We start from the raw sequence: 18,101 nt of genomic DNA, 5'->3' as shown, positions 1-18,101 counted from the left end.
CTCAGGGCTCGTGCGGCTGAGCCAGTGCATTGTCTAGCCGGATATGACGCTTGTCGCCGAACCGTCGGGTGAGGCCGATGCGGTCGAAGTACTCGAGAACCTGGATGCTGCGTTTTCGCCCCAGGCCCACCTTGTCGCGAAACGCCGTGACCTGGATCAGTGGGTTTTCGGCCGCCAGTTGCACCAGCATAGCCGCCATTCGACGCAGCATCGCATCGGTGTAGAACAGATCCCGGACGACCTGGTGCAACAATCCCAGCCGCGCCATCTTGCCCAGCAGCAAGCGTACCGCGCCCGGGTCATGACCCAGGTCGCGCACCCACGGCGGATCGAAGCCGGCCTGCTCGAACAACGGCTGCAATTGTTGCCACAGGGCTTCGTCGTCCTCGCTCAAGCGCACCTGATGATCGGGCAGGTGCAGCCACGGACCGCTGGCCGCCATCGCGCCGCTGGCCAGCAACTCTTCAAGCAGACTGATGAAGGTCGGGCGATCCAGTGCCGTGCCGGTGAATCGACGCAAGCGATCCCGGTCCGGGCCCATTTGATCCGGTTCAAGTCGATGAAAACGCGCGAGATGTTCCAGCACCGGTATTTTCAGGGCGTCCCAGCGGCCCGCGCTGAACAGCAATGCACCTTGCCGCGTGTCGATCAGACGCACGTCGCCCGGCAACACCCAGCTATCACGCGGACGGTTGAACTGACGCTCCAGACGTTGCGGATCGAGGCCGGTGTCGCTGTTGTCCAGCAACACGGGCAGAACCTGTTCCAGGCCATGGCTGCTGGCCAGTGCCTGCAGCTGCGCCAGGCGCTCGGGGCTGCGGCGATGTCGGCTCGGCGCAAACGGGTCGAGCACCCGGCCACCGCCAAGCGTGCGTTGCGCGCTCTGGTCGCGAAGAATCAGCGGGTCGCCCCTCACGGCCTGCACCGGCGCGTTGAGCAGCAGTTGCGCGAGCATCTGCCCACCGGGGGCGAGGCTTGAGCCTTCGAGCAACGCCACCCGTCCCGTCACGTCCTGGGTAGCCAAATGCACATGCACGGATTGAAAGTGCTCCAGGGGCCGGTCTTCGCTGGCCAGTAACCGCAGCTCGATATCCAGGCGTTGGGTCGGCACATACAGCCACTCGGCCACCAGCCAGTGCCCCCGGTGAAGCTGTTCCAGCGCCAGACGCTCGGCACTCAGGTTCAACGCCACGCGCTGGCCGGCACACGCGCTGGCCGCGGCTTGATTTTGCGCATGCAAGCCACGCACGCGTACCGGTTTTCCCTGGGGGCCGAGCATCAGCGTATCACCCACCGCCACCTGCCCGGATAACGCGGTGCCGGTCACCACGATACCGGCGCCGGCCACGCTGAATGCGCGATCGATGGCCAGGCGAAAACCGCCGTGGACACTGCGTTGCAGCACTTCATGTTGCACCTGGAGCAAGGCCTGGCGCAGGGTCTCGACCCCCGCCCCGGTCACACTCGACAGCGCAATCCGCGGCGCACCGGCATAGGCTCCGGGTGCCAGCAATGCTTCGAGCTGTTCGTCCACGGCCTGCACTCTGGCGGGATCGACCCGGTCGCATTTAGTGATCGCGATCAGTGCCCGAGGAATGCCCAGCAGTTCGACGATGGCCAGATGTTCGCGAGTCTGCGGCATGACGCCGTCGTCGGCCGCCACCACCAGCAGTACCAGATCGATGCCCTGCGCCCCGGCCAGCATGTTATGGGTGAAGCGCTCATGACCGGGCACGTCGATAAAACCGGTCAGGGCTGCTCCGGGTTCCAGCGCCGCGTACAGGTAACCCAGGTCGATGGTCATGCCCCGCTCGCGTTCTTCCCGGCGACGATCGCCGGCCTGGCCGGTCAAGGCCTGGAGCAATGCTGTCTTGCCATGGTCGACGTGTCCTGCGGTACCGACTATCACCCTGGTTCGCCCTCCTGCGGCCATTGCTCGAGTTGCGCCAGCCACGCCGCCTCGTCGTCCAGTTGCCGCAGATCGAGCCACAGGGCGTCGTCGTCGATGCGTCCGAGCACCGGGATCGGCAAGCCACGCAGCGCGGTTTCCAGACCGTGCAAGCGTCGTCCGCGCAGACGTTTGGACGAGTCGGGCCGAATGCATAACGCGGCACTCGGCAAACGCGCCACCGGTTGGCTGCCGCTGCCGATCATGCCCAGTGCCGTCACTGCGCTGACACTCCAGCCGTCGCCGAGCACCCTGGCCAGCGCGGGCTGCAGGCGCTCGGCCTGGGCCAGGATGTCCGCTTGTGGCCGGGTCAGCAGGCGCAGACTCGGCAGGCGTTCGGCCAGTCGGTCCGGATCGCGGTACAGGCCCAACACCGCTTCGAGCGCGGCCAGGGTCAGCTTGTCGACCCGCAACGCGCGTTTGAGCGGGTTCTTCTTGATTCGCGCGATCAGGTCCTTGCGGCCGACGATCAACCCGGCTTGCGGGCCGCCCAGCAACTTGTCGCCGCTGAAGGTCACGATGTCCGCGCCATCGAGGAGCGCCTGGCGCACCGTCGGTTCGGCAGGTAAACCCCAGCGCGTCAGGTCCAGCAGGCTGCCGCTGCCGAGGTCTTCCAGCAACGGCAATCCGTGCTTGTGCGCCAGTTGCGCCAGCTCGGCGGTCGGCACCCGGGCGGTGAAGCCTTCGATGGAATAGTTGCTCGCGTGCACCCGCATCACCAGGCCACTGCGCGGACCGATGGCCGCTGCATAATCGCGGGCATGGGTGCGATTGGTGGTGCCGACTTCGTGCAGCTTCACCCCGGCCCGGGCCATGATGTCGGGAATCCGGAAGGCGCCGCCGATCTCGATCAGCTCGCCCCGGGAAATGATGCCTTCCTTGCGCGCGCCCAGGCTGTTGAGCGTCAGTAACACTGCGGCGGCATTGTTGTTGACCACGGTCACGGCTTCGGCCCCGGTCAATTCGCGGATCAGGCCTTCGATCAGGTCGTCACGGTCGCCGCGCTTGCCGCTGTCCAGGTCGAACTCCAGGTTGAGCGGGTAGCGCGCAGCGAGCTGCACCGCGTCTATCGCCTCCTCTGGCAACAGCGCGCGACCAAGGTTGGTGTGCAGCACCGTGCCGGTGAGGTTGAACACCCGGCGGACATGGCTGCGATGCTGCCGGGCCAGGCGCTCGCCCGCCCTGCCCGCGAGGATTTCGGGGGCGATTTCAACGGCGTCGAGGTGGCCGCAAAGCACCGGCTCACGCAGGTCGTCGAGCAATTGGCGCAAGCTGGCCAGCAGCGCGTCGCGTCCATAGCGCTCGGCCAGTGGCTGGCAGGCTGGATGACGCAGCAAACTGTCGATGGAAGGCAACCGCAAGGCCTGGCTGGACATCAGGGGTTCCCGCAAACGCTGATGGCCTGAGTGTAGCCGTTGAACCTCTGTGGGAGATTCTATGTTTGGGGGGAAGCCCCAAAAACTGGATTTGGCTGATATTCGCTCTGGTTCTTCATCAGGGCGAATGCCACCCGTGCCAGCTTGCGAGCCAGGATGACCAGCACTTGAGTCGTCTTTAATCCCCGCTCCAGATAGCGTTCGTAAAACGGCTTCCAGGTCTTTGAGCGACTGGCAGCCATCGCCGCGTTATGCAGCAGGCGCCGTATCTCTGAGTCACCTTTCTTGGTCAGCTTTCGACGTCCGTTCATCTGCCCCGAATCAGAGACTCTCAAATCCATTCCAAGAAACGCGATATAGGCGTCACCACTGGCGAAGTCGCCGCGTTGAAATGCCATCGTCAGTGCGGTGGCGGTAAGAAAACCGACCCCCTCTACGGCCTGGCAGCGTTTGACTTGCTCGAGCAGACCCGCCTCTTTTACGACGTCCAACAGCTTCTTCTGGATGAGTAAATCCAATCGGCCCATGGCAGCGATCTGTTGTTTGAATGCCGCTTTCAGCAGCGGTTCGTCGTTCCAGCTTTGAGTCAAACTGACACGCGCCTGGACCAATGTCGCTCGTCTTCGAAGCAGGCTTTGAAGCTTGGTATAGACCTTCGGCGGCGGGCTCCAAGGACGTAGCTCTTCCTCTTCGTTCTTCAAGTAACGCGCCAGTAAACGGGCGTCGCTGGCATCTGTTTTGGCGCGGCCACCCACTCCTTTGCGGTAATTACTCAAACGGAAGCCGTCGATGACATAGACGGTATGTCCCATTGCATGAGCCAGCTCAACCGTATCCAGGTGATAGATATTGGTGGCTTCAATAGCGATGGCGCTGTTTGCAGGTAACGTTTTCAGCCACTTTGTAAGAGACGGTTTATCGTTTGACACGGCCAACAGCAGATCCGTGTCGGCCTGATAGACCACCACTTCGGCCTTGGCGACATCCACTCCGACTACAGAACGCGAGACACTCATTGCCACAAAGAAAGCTCCGGGTTAGGGTTTAAAGGCTTGTCGGGGCTTCACCATTGCGCTGGCTTGCTTCTATCGTCGGTCATGGCCGATGCATTCCTTATCGGCGCTTTGGTGAAGGGGTGGGGCGAAGTCTCCCACGGTCTGTACTGGCTAGAGTCAGATGCTGGCTTTTAGTCCCACCACCCCTACAAGTCTAAACATACAAGCTGGCTTGCCAGCGAAGGCGGCCTTGAGACTTGCAGCGCCCATGCCGGCGCCTTCGCCAGCAAGCCGGCTCCTACACAGTGAACTGACCCCAAAATGTTGGACGGTCTTTTGTCGCTAGCCAGCGGATTGTGTTCTGTATTCCACAGGGCTCAGTCCGCCGAGCTTCGATTTGATGCGGTCATGGTTGTAGTAACGGATGTATTTGTCCAGGCCTGCCTGGAGTTCTTCTATGCTTTCAAAACGGTTGAGGTAGAAAAACTCGGACTTCAGTGTTCCGAAAAAGCTCTCGATCACAGCATTGTCCAAGCAGTTCCCCTTTCTCGACATGCTTTGCTTTATTCCTCGATCCTTCAGTGCATGCCGGTATCGGGGCTGTTGGTATTGCCAGCCCTGGTCGGAGTGGATCACTAAATTGACCGGGCCTTGCAGCTGCTCAATAGCCTTATCCAGCATCTCGGTTACCAAGGCAAAACTCGGTCGCGTATCGATCTGGTAGGCCAGGATCTCGCCGTTGTAGAGATCCATGACGGGCGACAAATAGAGCTTCTTCAGCCCGACCTTAAATTCCGTAACATCGGTCACCCACTTCTGGTTGGGCCGTTGCGCGAGAAAGTTACGCTCCAGCAGATTCGGCGCTATTTTGCCGACCAGGCCTTTGTAAGAACGATACCTTTTTGGTCGCACGAGCGACTTCAGATTCATGTCTTCCATCAAACGCTGTACCCTTTTTTCGTTGACGGGCTCTTTTTTGCGGATCGCCAAGGTAATGCGTCTATAACCGTAACGGCCCTCATGCTCATGATAGAGCCCCTGAATGGTGGCTTTCAGGTCAGCATGCTTGTCAGGTTTCTGGAGGGCGCCGACTTGGTAATAAAAGGTACTGCGCGCGAGATTGGCCAGTTTGAGCAGACCATCCAAAGGAAACCTCGAGCGCAGCGCTATCACGGTGAGCGTTTTTTCTTGGGGGGACGGCTCCTGTTCGGAGCCTCCCTTATTTCCTCGAGCTTTTTTAGATAGGCGTTCTCCATGCGCAGGTATTCAAGCTCAGCCTTGAATTGTTCCCGACTTTTCGAATCATCATCTACAAACGGGGACTGGGGTGGGACAGGCGATTTTTTTGGCATGGAGACAGTCTTTTTTCTCTTGGGTACATCTAGACCGCCACTGTAATACTGGCGCTCCCAAATGCCCACCTGCGAAGACTGTCCGAGCCCAAACCGGGTGGCGGCCTCGCGACAGGAAAGTCGTTCTTTGTGCATACATTCAACAACCGAAAGCTTGAACACCGCACTGTAGTGGTGACCATTCGCTCGCAGACCCGCGCTGCCACGGGCTTGAAAAGCGGCAACCCAACGTCGCAGAAGACTGCAATCAATCGAGTAGCGATTGGCGATTTTTCGAAACCCATCGTCGCCGTTGATGTAGGCCTCAACGGCTGTGATTTTGAACTGCACGGAATACTTGCCCATTGGAACACCCCAAAAGTCAGGATCTGTGTCCAACTTTTGGGGGGCAGTTCACAGGGCTTGGCGTTTTCCGCAAACCATCGGTACGCAGGTAATCGTGTAGGAGCTGGCTTGCCAGCGAAGGCGGCCTTGAGTCATGCAGCGCCCATGCCGGCGCCTTCGCCAGCAAGCCGGCTCCTACGCAGGGTTTGGCGTTCTCCGCAAATCATCGGTACGCAGGTAATCGCGTAGGAGCTGGCTTGCCAGCGAAGGCGGCCTTGAGTCATGCAGCGCCCATACAGACGCCTTCGCCAGCAAGCCGGCTCCTACACAGGGTTTGGCGTTTTCCGCAAACCATCGGTACGCAGGTAATCGTGTAGGAGCCGGCTTGCCAGCGAAGGCGGCCTTGAGTCATGCAGCGCCCATGCAGACGCCTCCGCCAGCAAGCCGGCTCCTACACAGGGCTTGGCGTTCTCCACAAACCATCGGTACGCAGGTAATCGTGTAGGAGCTGGCTTGCCAGCGAAGGCGGCCTTGAGTCATGCAGCGCCCATACAGACGCCTTCGCCAGCAAGCCGGCTCCTACACAGGGTTTGGCGTTTTCCGCAAACCATCGGTACGCAGGTAATCGTGTAGGAGCCGGCTTGCCAGCGAAGGCGGCCTTGAGTCATGCAGCGCCCATGCAGACGCCTCCGCCAGCAAGCCGGCTCCTACACAGGGCTTGGCGTTCTCCACAAACCATCGGTACGCAGGTAATCGTGTAGGAGCTGGCTTGCCAGCGAAGGCGGCCTTGAGTCATGCAGCGCCCATACAGACGCCTTCGCCAGCAAGCCGGCTCCTACACAGGGTTTGGCGTTTTCCGCAAACCATCGGTACGCAGGTAATCGTGTAGGAGCCGGCTTGCCAGCGAAGGCGGCCTTGAGTCATGCAGCGCCCATGCAGACGCCTCCGCCAGCAAGCCGGCTCCTACACAGGGCTTGGCGTTCTCCACAAACCATCGGTACGCAGGTAATCGTGTAGGAGCTGGCTTGCCAGCGAAGGCGGCCTTGAGTCATGCAGCGCCCATGCCGGCGCCTTCGCCAGCAAGCCGGCTCCTACGCAGGGTTTGGCGTTCTCCGCAAATCATCGGTACGCAGGTAATCGCGTAGGAGCTGGCTTGCCAGCGAAGGCGGCCTTGAGTCATGCAGCGCCCATACAGACGCCTTCGCCAGCAAGCCGGCTCCTACGCAGGGTTTGGCGTTTTCCGCAAACCATCGGTACGCAGGTAATCGTGTAGGAGCTGGCTTGCCAGCGAAGGCGGCCTTGAGTCATGCAGCGCCCATACAGACGCCTTCGCCAGCAAGCCGGCTCCTACGCAGGGTTTGGCGTTTTCCGCAAACCATCGGTACGCAGGTAATCGTGTAGGAGCTGGCTTGCCAGCGAAGGCGGCCTTGAGTCATGCAGCGCCCATGCAGACGCCTTCGCCAGCAAGCCGGCTCCTACATAGGGTTGGCGTTCTCCGCAAATCATCGGTACGCAGGTAATCGTGTAGGAGCTGGCTTGCCAGCGAAGGCGGTCTCAAGACTTGCAGCGCCCATGCAGACGCCTTCGCCAGCAAGCCGGCTCCTACGCAGGGTTTGGCGTTCTCCACCATCCTGCGGGATGCAGATCAGGATCGCAGGTTCAGTCGCCTCCCGGGGCGAACAACAGATTTGGCGCCAGCCGTTGAAAGCCCTCCTGCTCCAGGCGCATATCAAGCATCAGGCTGCTCAGGTCGGTCGAGAGCGCTTCGGCTTCGGCGTCGTTTTCCAAGTACAGCAGCTTCAGGTAGCTGTGACAGCCGGGACAGGTTTCCGCGCGCAGCGGGGCCTGGTCGGCGGCGTGGCGGTCATCGTCGAGGCTGAGGTATTCCAGGCCTTTGCTTTGCTCGCAGTACACGCACTTGACCCGCACCACGTGCCATTCACAGGCACACAGCGAGCACACCAGATAACGCAGGCCGTTGTATTTGCCTCGGTGGCGAATCACCCCGGCCATGGCCGGCGAACCGCAGGCCGGGCATTGGCTGAGGCTGTCGCCGGGTTTCAACTGCAGGTTCGGTGTGCCCAACAACCAATGGCTCCAGGCCGCCTGCAACGCGGCGCCGAGAAATGGCACCAGGGCGGTCGGCACCAGCGTGAACTGGCCGCTGACCAACGCAATCGCCCAGGCCTTGAGCTGCCCGGCGTTGGCATTGCGCAAAGACGCCAGGGCTTTTACCACCGCAGGTTGTGCAGGTGGCGGATACCGCTGCAACAGCGCTTCGAGGAACGGCAACCATTCGCCCTCGCGCACCAGGCTGTCGGCGGCGAACGGTGGCAGGCCATGTTGCTGGCAGACCCGCAGGCGTTCAAGGTCCAACGGTGCAGTGGCGGGTGGATCGTCCATCAGTTGCTGCTGGACATGGCACAGGCCGGCCACCAACCGCAGGTAATCGGCCAAGGGATGCCCTTCGGCGAACCGTTCCAGGCGCTGTGCCCGCAACGTGAACAGGTTGTTCGGTGGCAGGTGCAGAAACGGCGGAGAACTCGCCGCCGCTTCGATGTCGCCAGGCTCAAGAATCGTCGCCAAGGGGTTATCCTTTTTTGCTGACCGGTCGCTCGGGGTGCTCGTCCCGGGTCACTTCCCGGTACCAGAGTTCGTGATGCTTTTTCGCCCAGGCGCGGCTGACCCACCCATGCAGCATGGCGCTGACCGAACCTTTGATCCAGATACCGGCGTAGATATGCACGATGATGCTCAGTACCAGGATCAAAGCGGCCACCGCGTGCAGCAGCATCGCCCAGCGAAGCGCCGTGATCCCGAAGTAATCGCTGAAATACGCGCGCCAGATCACCAGCCCGCTGAACAGCAACACCAGCATGCACAGCAGCAAGGTCCAGAACAGCAGCTTCTGCCCCGGGTTGTATTTGCCGATCGCCGGCACGCCCTCCTCCTCATTTCGGATCACCCGCCCGACACGCCGCAGCCACAGGCGGTCATTGGTGATAAAGAAATTCGCCCGAAAAAATTGCAGCACCAGGCCCAGAAACAGGACGAACATCACCACGCCCATGAACGGATGCAGAATGCGCGTCCAGGGGCCGCCACCGAACAGGTGACTGAGCCAGAACAGCGCCGGATGAAACAACGCCAGCCCCGACAGCGCCGCCAGGAAGAACAAGATCGCCACCAGCCAGTGGTTGGTGCGCTGGTTCGCGGTGTAGCGCAGGATCTGTCTGCGGATCATGGTCTGTCCTCCCCGCGCGGATCAAAGGTATGCACCGACGGATCGACCTCATGCACCGCCGGATCGACAGTGCCCGGCAGCTCATCCTCCTCGACCAGTTGCGGCCCGACACGCACGTAGTGGAAGAACCCGGCCAGCACCGCCAGGCCCATGGCCAATAAACCCAGGGGTTTGCTCACGCCCTTCCACAGGTCCACCAGGGGACTGATCGTCGGATGCGCCGGCAAGCCGGCGTAGAGCACCGGCGTGTCCGCGTGATGCAACACGTACATGACGTGAGTGCCGCCGACACCTGCCGGGTCGTACAGACCGGCGTTTGCAAAGCCGCGGCTCTTGAGGTCGACGATGCGCTCGGCGGCATGTTCTTTCATGTCGTCCTTGGTGCCGAACACAATCGCCCCGGTCGGGCAGGTTTTCACGCAGGCCGGCTCCAGGCCCACCGCCACCCGGTCCGAACACAACGTGCATTTGTAGGCCTTGTGATCCTTCTGCGAGATCCGCGGAATATTGAACGGGCAACCGGTGATGCAGTAACCGCAGCCGATGCAATGGTCCTGGTCGAAATCGACGATGCCGTTGGCGTGCTTGATGATCGCCCCCGGACTCGGGCACGCCGCCAGGCAACCGGGTTCGGCACAGTGCATGCAGCCGTCCTTGCGGATCAGCCACTCGAGGTTGCCGGCATCGGTTTCATGCTCGGTAAAGCGCATCAAGGTCCAGGTGTCTGCGCTGAGGTCCTGGGGGTTATCGTAAGTGCCGAGGTTATGGCCGACGTCGTCACGCAGCTCGTTCCATTCCGAGCAGGCGACCTGGCAGGCCTTGCAGCCGATGCACTTGGTGGTGTCGATCAGCTTGGCCACTTCGTCCTGAGTGCGCACCGAAGGCGAAACCGTGGTGGTGGCCGAACGGGCGATGATGTCTTGGCTGGCCATTTAGACTTTCTCCACGTTGACCAGGAATGACTTGGATTCCGGGGTCTGGGAATTGCCATCGCCGAGGAACGGCACCAGGGTGTTGGTCAGGTAACCGTGGCGCGTCAGGCCGGTGAAGCCCCAGTGCAACGGAATCCCGATGTGGTGCACCACCTGGCCGTTGACCTGCAGCGGCCGGATGCGCTTGGTCACCACCGCCACCGCTTCGATGAAGCCGCGCTTGGAGCTGACTCGCACCTTGTCACCGGCAACGATGCCTTTCTCCTTGGCCAGCACCTCGCCGATCTCCACGAACTGCTCCGGCTGGGAGATGGCGTTGAGCTTGCAATGCTTGCTCCAGAAGTGGAAATGCTCGGTCAACCGGTAGCTGGTGGCCGCGTAGGGATAATCCTTGGCCACACCGAGGGTGTCCCACACCGAATCGAAGATCCGCGCCGCCGGGTTGCTCGTGGCGTTCTTGTTGTTCGGGTGCAGCGGGTTGATGCCGATCGGCGTTTCGAACGGTTCGTAGTGTTCGGGGAAAGGTCCTTCGGCCATATTGTCCCGGGTGAAAAACCGCCCGACGCCTTCGGGCGCCATGATGAACGGGTTCATCCCGGCTTCCGGTGGCGAATCGGCCTTGTAGTCCGGGATGTCGGTGCCGGCCCAGGTTTTGCCGTTCCACCACACCAGGCGCTTGTTCTCGGCCCAGGGTTTGCCTTGCGGGTCGCACGAGGCGCGGTTGTAGAGAATCCGCCGGTTCGCCGGCCAGGCCCAGGCCCAGCCCTGGTGTTGGTGCATGGCGTACGGGTCGCTGTTGTCGCGCCGGGCCATCTGGTTGCCCGCCTCGGTCCAGCTGCCGCAGAAAATCCAGCAACCGGACGCGGTGCTGCCGTCATCCTTGAGCTGAGCGAACCCGGCCAGTTGCGCGCCGGCCTTGATTGTCGCGCCGGTGGCGTCGGTAAAGTCGGCGGTGGCGCTGCCGTTGATTTCCTTGGCCAGTTCTTCCGGCGACGGTTCTTCCGGCACCTTGTAAGGCCAGGACAGCTTCAGCATCGGTTCGGCATAGGCACCGCCATTGGCCTGATAACGCTGGCGCAGGCGCAGGAACAATTCGCTCATGATGCGGATGTCGGTCCGCGCCAATCCCGGGCCGTCGGCGCCTTTCCAGTGCCATTGCAGCCAGCGACTGCTGTTGACCAGCGAGCCGTCCTCCTCGGCAAAGCAGGTGGTGGGCAGGCGAATCACTTCGGTCTGGATGTCGGCGCTCTTCACATCGTTGTACGGCCCGACGTTTTTCCAGAACTCCGAGGTTTCGGTGGCCAGCGGGTCCATGATCACCAGCCACTTCAGCTTGGCCAATGCCGCCGTCACCCGGTTTTTGTCCGGCAGCGCGGCGATCGGGTTGAAGCCCTGGCACATGTAGCCGTTGACCTTGCCCTGGCCCATCAGGTCGAACATTCTCAGGATGTCGTAGCTGGGGACGTCGATCTTCGGCAGGTAGTCGTAGCCCCAATGGTTCTCCGCCGTGGCATTGGCGCCATACCAGGACTTCATCAGGCTGACATGAAACTTGCCGTAGTTTTGCCAGTAGGACATCTGCCCGGGGCGCAGGGGCTTGAGGGCCCGCTTGAAGATGTAGGTGTCGTAGTCCTGCTCGCTATCACTGGGCAGCGTCAGATAGCCGGGAAGTGTATTGGACAATAACCCGAGGTCGGTCAGGCCCTGGATGTTGGAGTGTCCCCGCAAGGCATTGACCCCGCCACCGGGCATGCCGACGTTGCCCAGCAGCAGTTGCACCATCGCCGCGCTGCGGATGATCTGCGAACCGATCGAATGCTGGGTCCAGCCCAGGGCATAGAGAATCGTCATGGTCTTGCCCGGTGCCGAGCAGGTGGCGATTTCTTCCCAGATCTTCTGGATCGATTCGGTTGGCATGCCGCAGATCTGGCTCACCAGTTCCAGGTTGTAACGGCTGTAGTGCTGCTTGAGCAGCTGGTAGACGCAGCGCGGGTCTTGCAGGGTCGGATCGACCATGGCGAATCCGTCTGCAGCATATTGATAGTTCCAGGTGGTCTTGTCGGTATAACGGCGCTTCACCGCGTCATAGCCGCTGAAGATCCCGTCTTCGAAGGTGAAACCGGGGTCGACCAGGAACGACAGGTCGGTGTAGTTGCGCACGTACTCGTGCTGGATCTTGTCCTCGGTCAGCAGGTAATTGATCAGCCCGCCCATGAAGGCGATGTCGGTACCGGTGCGAATCGGCGCGTAATAGTCGGCCACCGACGCGGTCCGGGTGAATCGCGGGTCGATCACGATCAGCCTGGCGGCATTGTGCGCCTTGGCTTCGGTCACCCATTTGAAGCCGCACGGGTGCGCTTCCGCTGCGTTGCCGCCCATCACCAGGATCAGGTTCGCGTTGGCGATATCGGTCCAGGTATTGGTCATGGCACCACGGCCAAACGTCGGGGCAAGACTTGCCACCGTCGGACCGTGTCAGACACGCGCCTGGTTGTCGAACCCCAGCATGCCGAGACTGCGAATGACCTTGTGGGTGATGTAGCCCGCTTCGTTGGACGCCGCCGAGGCCGCCAGGAAACCGGTGGTCAGCCAGCGGTTCACCGTCTGGCCCTCTTCGTTCTTCTCGATGAAGTTGGCATCGCGGTCGGCCTTCATCAGGTCGGCCACGCGATCCAGCGCTTCATCCCAGGAGATCCGAGTCCACTCGCCGCTGCCGGGCTTGCGCACCTGCGGGTACTGCAGGCGACCGGGGCTGTGAATGAAATCCAGCAGGCCGGCGCCTTTGGGGCACAGGGTGCCGCGATTGACCGGGTGGTCGGCATCGCCTTCGATGTGGATGATGTTTTGCGCAACGTTCTTGGCGGCATCGCCCTGGCTGTACATGATCAACCCGCAGCCGACCGAGCAATACGGACAGGTGTTACGGGTTTCATGGGTGTGGGCAAGCTTGAAGTGGCGCACCTGCTCGGCGAAGGCAGTCGCGGGGGCCATGCCCAGCGCGCCGAGGCTCGAGCCCGCAAGGCCGATACCGGCGACCTTGAAGAACTGACGACGGTTGAGGTCCATCGTGCACTCCTGATCAGGTGGAGACCCGGTACTTTGCCTGATGCCGATCAGCGCTCTCTGTAGGAGCGAGCTTGCTCGCGATGGTCTCAAGGGCGACGCGCTTATTCAGAAATAACGCGTTATCGTTAACGTTCATCGCGAGCAAGCTCGCTCCTACAAGGTTGGCATTAGTACTTTGCCGGGTTTTTTCTGGACGATCACGGTGTTGGCAGCTTGGCTACCGACAGTTGAAACTGTAGACAATGCTGTGGTGCATTGTGTGAAAACCGACAGTCGGGCAATTCCCGTCTTCCTGTCACGCCCCCGACCCGTAGGAGCTGGCTTGCCAGCGAAGGGGCCGTCACATCCAACATCTTCGTTGCCTGTGCCACCGTCTTCGCTGGCAAGCCAGCTCCTACAGGGGGTTGGTGGCGTGCCAGTCGACATTGATGCTGGCTGTGACGGCCTCTTCGCGAGCAGGCTCGCTCCCACAGGGGCTTGGCGCTTATCATGTCTGCCGAATTAATCCGGCCTTTATGAGATGAGCATGACTTTCGATTTTGATCAGGTGTTCGACCGCCACTTCACCGGCAGTACCAAATGGAGCCGTTACCCGGCCGACGTATTGCCGATGTGGGTCGCCGACATGGACTTCGCCGCGCCGCCGGTGATCATCCAGGCCCTGCAAAAACGTCTGGAACACCCATTGCTCGGCTACAGCGTGCCTCAGGACGACTTGCGCGAGGCCATCGTTGCCGACCTGTGGAAAAAGTACGCCTGGCGCGTCGAGCCCCAGGAGCTGATCTTCCTGCCGGGCGTGGAGTCGGGCTTCAACATGGCCCTGCACGCACTGGTGCAACCGCAACAGAATGTCGTGGTCCAGACCCCCAACTACCCGCCGCTGCGTCACGCACCGGGGCATTGGGGGCTGAACAAGGTCGAACTGGGTTTCGACGCCCTGCCTGACGGTACCTATGCCACGCCGCTGCACGCTTTGCGCCAGTCCCTGGAAGGCGGCGGCGCCCTGCTGCTGAGCAACCCGCACAACCCGCTGGGCAAAGTGTTCCCGCGGGAAGAACTGCAAGCGGTGGCGCACATCTGCCTGGAACAGGACGCCTGGATCATTTCCGACGAGATCCACGCCGAACTGTGCTTCGACGGACGTGTGCATGTGCCGATCGCCACCCTGAGCCCGGACATCGCCAGGCGCACCATCACGCTGATGTCGGCGAGCAAGGCCTATAACATTGCCGGGCTGAAAACCTCGTTCATGATCATTCAGGACAAAGCCGTGCGTGAGCGGGTCAACCACGCGCGCTGCGGCCTGGTCGACAGCGTCAACCCGCTGGGCCTGGAAGCCACCCGCATCGCCTACAGCGAAGCCGGACCCTGGCTGACCGGTCTCATGACTTATCTGCAAGGCAACCGCGACTACCTGGTCGACGCCGTTCGCACCCGGTTGCCGGGCGTGACCATGAACGTGCCGCAGGGCACGTACCTGGCGTGGCTCGATTGTTCGGCGCTGGGGCTGGACAACCCGCAGCAATTTTTCCTCGAACAAGCCAAGGTCGGGCTCAGCGCCGGCCTGGATTTCGGCGATGACGGTCAACAGTTCGTGCGCCTGAATTTCGGCTGCCCGCGGGCGTTACTGGAGGAAGGTATTGCGCGGATGGAGCGCAGCCTGATCAACCGCACCCGCTAAAAACAACGCAGCCCCCTGTAGGAGCTGGCTTGCCAGCGAAGGCGTCCTTTCAGCCAACAATGATGTCGACTGGAAGGGCCTCTTCGCTGGCAAGCCAGCTTGTATGTTTAGACTTGTAGGGGTGGTGGGACTAAAAGCCAGCATCTGACTCTAGCCAGTACAGACCGTGGGAGACTTCGCCCCACCCCTTCACCAAAGCGCCGATAAGGAATGCATCGGCCATGACCGACGATAGAAGCAAGCCAGCGCAATGGTGAAGCCCCGACAAGCCTTTAAACCCTAACCCGGAGCTTTCTTTGTGGCAATGAGTGTCTCGCGTTCTGTAGTCGGAGTGGATGTCGCCAAGGCCGAAGTGGTGGTCTATCAGGCCGACACGGATCTGCTGTTGGCCGTGTCAAACGATAAACCGTCTCTTACAAAGTGGCTGAAAACGTTACCTGCAAACAGCGCCATCGCTATTGAAGCCACCAATATCTATCACCTGGATACGGTTGAGCTGGCTCATGCAATGGGACATACCGTCTATGTCATCGACGGCTTCCGTTTGAGTAATTACCGCAAAGGAGTGGGTGGCCGCGCCAAAACAGATGCCAGCGACGCCCGTTTACTGGCGCGTTACTTGAAGAACGAAGAGGAAGAGCTACGTCCTTGGAGCCCGCCGCCGAAGGTCTATACCAAGCTTCAAAGCCTGCTTCGAAGACGAGCGACATTGGTCCAGGCGCGTGTCAGTTTGACTCAAAGCTGGAACGACGAACCGCTGCTGAAAGCGGCATTCAAACAACAGATCGCTGCCATGGGCCGATTGGATTTACTCATCCAGAAGAAGCTGTTGGACGTCGTAAAAGAGGCGGGTCTGCTCGAGCAAGTCAAACGCTGCCAGGCCGTAGAGGGGGTCGGTTTTCTTACCGCCACCGCACTGACGATGGCATTTCAACGCGGCGACTTCGCCAGTGGTGACGCCTATATCGCGTTTCTTGGAATGGATTTGAGAGTCTCTGATTCGGGGCAGATGAACGGACGTCGAAAGCTGACCAAGAAAGGTGACTCAGAGATACGGCGCCTGCTGCATAACGCGGCGATGGCTGCCAGTCGCTCAAAGACCTGGAAGCCGTTTTACGAACGCTATCTGGAGCGGGGATTAAAGACGACTCAAGTGCTGGTCATCCTGGCTCGCAAGCTGGCACGGGTGGCATTCGCCCTGATGAAGAACCAGAGCGAATATCAGCCAAATCCAGTTTTTGGGGCTTCCCCCCAAACATAGAATCTCCTACAGGGGATCTGTGTGGTGCCCAGGTTTACCGAACAGCAATGAAATCCAACCGAACTCAAGGCAAAACACCAGGGTCAACCCTTTGACTCTTCTGCCTTGAAATCGGAGATTCCCCATGAATGACTATCCAAAACCACCCTTCCCCAAACAAGGCCAGCCTGTCCCCGGTTCCCAGAAGAAAATGGACCCCTACCCGGACTGCGGCGAGCAGAGTTACAAAGGTTCGGGCCGGCTGGAGGGCAAGATCGCCCTGATCACCGGCGCCGACAGCGGCATCGGTCGCGCCGTCGCCATTGCCTTCGCCCGTGAAGGCGCGGATGTCGTGGTGGCCTACCTCAACGAACATGAAGACGCGCAGGAAACCGCGCGCTGGGTCGAGCAGGCCGGCCGGCAATGCCTGCTGCTGCCCGGCGACCTGGCGCAAAAAGCGCACTGCCAGGCCCTGGTGGACAAGACGGTCGAACGCTTCGGCCGGATCGATGTGCTGGTCAACAACGCCGCGTTCCAGATGACCCACGAACACTTCGAAGACATCCCCGACGACGAATGGGTGATGACCTTCGATGTCAACATCACCGCCATTTTCCGCATCTGCCAGGCCGCACTGAAGCATATGCAACCCGGCAGTTCGATCATCAACACCAGTTCGGTCAATTCGGACATGCCCAAACCGACCCTCCTGCCCTACGCCACGACCAAGGGCGCCATCGCCAACTTCACCGCCGGCCTCGCGCAGATGCTGGGCGAGAAGAACATCCGGGTGAACTGCGTAGCACCGGGGCCGATCTGGACGCCGTTGATCGTCTCGACCATGCCCGATGAAGAAGTGCAGAACTTTGGCGGACAGACCCCGCTCGGGCGGCCGGGCCAACCGGTGGAGGTGGCGCCGATCTATGTGCTGTTGGCGTCGGATGAAGCCAGCTACATCACCGGGCAGCGGTACGGCATTACCGGCGGCAAACCGATGCTCTGAACACCGTACTTGGGTCAATGCCACGCCTGGCCCCTTGTAGGAGCCAGGCTTGCCGGCGAAGAACGATAACCCGGTACAACAGATACACCGCAGCGCCCAATTCGCGGGCAAGTCGGATCGCCGCACCGCTCGCTCCTACACGGCAATCACCGAGATCTTGCCGTTGCGCTCCAGGATGGCGAACTTGATCTGATCACGTACCAGCCCCAGCGCTCGAATCGCCAGACCTTGACCTGATGCACCATGTCTTCACGCACCGGATAGTCGCGGCTGCGGTAATCGGTATGGTCGGATTCATCGTTCATCTGATGCTCCCAGGTCTTGCTCACCCGCCAAGGCCCGTTGATGGAAGTGCGACAGCCGTTTCAAGGCATGCTCGGCGGCCAACAACTGGACCTCGGAACGCGTCCCGAAGAACCGCTGTTGCTGGCTGAAAACCCTTTGTCCCTGCGCGGTCTGGAAGGCCCAGGCGAAACAAATGGTGCCGGCTGGAATGCCATCCACGTCTTCCGGCCCGAGTATGCCGGTGGTTGCCACCGCGACATTGGCCGTGCTGTCGCGCAGGGCACCCGAGGCCATTTCCCGGGCAACTTCACAACTGGTCAGGTTAAAGGTTTCGATGGTCTCGGGGCTGACGTTGAGCAATCGTTGCTTGGCTTCGGGGGAATAGACCACATACCCGCTTTCGATCAGCTCCCCGCTGTGCGGCACTTCAGCCAGCAGCGTGATGATCTTGCCCGCTGTACATGACTCTGCAGTGGTCAGCAGCAAGCCGTTTTGACGCAGATACTCGACCACCGATTGGCTGACGTTCATGGCAAATCATCCAGGCAGACAACTGCTCGGTTGACCTTGGCCACCTGCAAACATTCCCTCTATCGGCACCTGCCCCAGGCCTGCGGAGAAAAAATGAACCCCTGGCAAAACTTGCCCCTCGATA

At 60.9% G+C, this 18,101-nt stretch carries 13 protein-coding genes; 3 read left to right on the top strand and 10 right to left on the bottom strand.

Going from position 1 to position 18,101, the window contains the following annotated elements:
- Position 1: 1 nt before the first annotated feature.
- From selB to fdnG, 8 genes are all read right to left on the bottom strand, one after another.
- Positions 2–1,909, bottom strand: coding sequence for a selenocysteine-specific translation elongation factor (selB, locus tag ELQ88_RS17000; RefSeq protein WP_138966491.1), 1,908 nt, complete (start codon positions 1,907–1,909; stop codon positions 2–4).
- Entirely contained in the window at positions 1,906–3,324 is a 1,419-nt protein-coding gene (gene selA, locus ELQ88_RS16995) for an L-seryl-tRNA(Sec) selenium transferase (protein ID WP_178084698.1), read from the bottom strand. The genes selB and selA overlap by 4 nt, the downstream gene beginning before the upstream one ends.
- Before the next feature lie 59 nt (positions 3,325–3,383).
- On the bottom strand, positions 3,384–4,346 hold the full coding sequence (locus tag ELQ88_RS16990) for an IS110 family transposase (protein ID WP_138963519.1): 963 nt from the start codon (positions 4,344–4,346) through the stop codon (positions 3,384–3,386).
- A 315-nt stretch (positions 4,347–4,661) separates the two neighbouring features.
- Positions 4,662–6,016 (bottom strand): IS3 family transposase gene (locus ELQ88_RS16985; RefSeq protein WP_228761575.1). Its coding sequence is split into 2 segments (ribosomal slippage): positions 4,662–5,543 and positions 5,546–6,016, totalling 1,353 coding nucleotides; the frame shifts between segments, so codons are not numbered across the junction.
- Positions 6,017–7,654: 1,638 nt separating this feature from the next.
- Entirely contained in the window at positions 7,655–8,581 is a 927-nt protein-coding gene (gene fdhE / locus ELQ88_RS16980) for a formate dehydrogenase accessory protein FdhE (protein WP_138966489.1), read from the bottom strand.
- A gap of 4 nt (positions 8,582–8,585) precedes the next feature.
- The gene (locus tag ELQ88_RS16975; RefSeq protein ID WP_128871971.1) at positions 8,586–9,239 is read right to left on the bottom strand and encodes a formate dehydrogenase subunit gamma; all 654 of its coding nucleotides are present in this window, start codon (positions 9,237–9,239) and stop codon (positions 8,586–8,588) included.
- Positions 9,236–10,171 carry a formate dehydrogenase subunit beta gene (gene fdxH, locus ELQ88_RS16970; protein WP_138966487.1) on the bottom strand — a complete coding sequence of 312 codons (936 nt, stop codon included), beginning with the start codon at positions 10,169–10,171 and terminating at the stop codon, positions 9,236–9,238. The genes ELQ88_RS16975 and fdxH overlap by 4 nt, the downstream gene beginning before the upstream one ends.
- Positions 10,172–13,237: a formate dehydrogenase-N subunit alpha gene (gene fdnG / locus ELQ88_RS16965; RefSeq protein ID WP_138966485.1), complete on the bottom strand. Its 3,066-nt coding sequence runs from the start codon at positions 13,235–13,237 to the stop codon at positions 10,172–10,174.
- 526 nt (positions 13,238–13,763) lie between these two features.
- On the opposite strand from fdnG, the gene ELQ88_RS16960 reads away from it, so the two are divergent.
- From ELQ88_RS16960 to ELQ88_RS16950, 3 genes are all read left to right on the top strand, one after another.
- A complete protein-coding gene (locus tag ELQ88_RS16960; RefSeq protein WP_138966483.1) occupies positions 13,764–14,918 on the top strand; it encodes a PatB family C-S lyase in 1,155 nt (384 codons plus the stop codon).
- Positions 14,919–15,216: 298 nt separating this feature from the next.
- Positions 15,217–16,179 (top strand): IS110 family transposase, encoded by a 963-nt coding sequence (locus ELQ88_RS16955; protein ID WP_138963519.1) that lies wholly within the window; start codon positions 15,217–15,219, stop codon positions 16,177–16,179.
- Positions 16,180–16,303: 124 nt separating this feature from the next.
- Positions 16,304–17,161: an SDR family oxidoreductase gene (locus tag ELQ88_RS16950; protein ID WP_138966481.1), complete on the top strand. Its 858-nt coding sequence runs from the start codon at positions 16,304–16,306 to the stop codon at positions 17,159–17,161.
- Between the two features lie 146 nt (positions 17,162–17,307).
- Here ELQ88_RS16950 and ELQ88_RS34135 read toward each other — a convergent pair whose 3' ends face one another.
- Both ELQ88_RS34135 and ELQ88_RS16945 read right to left on the bottom strand, forming a co-directional pair.
- Positions 17,308–17,466: a hypothetical protein gene (locus tag ELQ88_RS34135; protein ID WP_161599969.1), complete on the bottom strand. Its 159-nt coding sequence runs from the start codon at positions 17,464–17,466 to the stop codon at positions 17,308–17,310.
- A complete protein-coding gene (locus tag ELQ88_RS16945) occupies positions 17,456–17,977 on the bottom strand; it encodes a CinA family protein (RefSeq protein WP_128871977.1) in 522 nt (173 codons plus the stop codon). The genes ELQ88_RS34135 and ELQ88_RS16945 overlap by 11 nt, the downstream gene beginning before the upstream one ends.
- Between the last annotated feature and the right edge of the window lie 124 nt (positions 17,978–18,101).

Origin of the sequence: Pseudomonas sp. MPC6, assembly GCF_006094435.1 — a bacterium.
Lineage (GTDB): Bacteria > Pseudomonadota > Gammaproteobacteria > Pseudomonadales > Pseudomonadaceae > Aquipseudomonas.
Note: the sequence above shows the minus strand (reverse complement) of the source record. Positions and strands in the feature narration are given on the sequence as shown.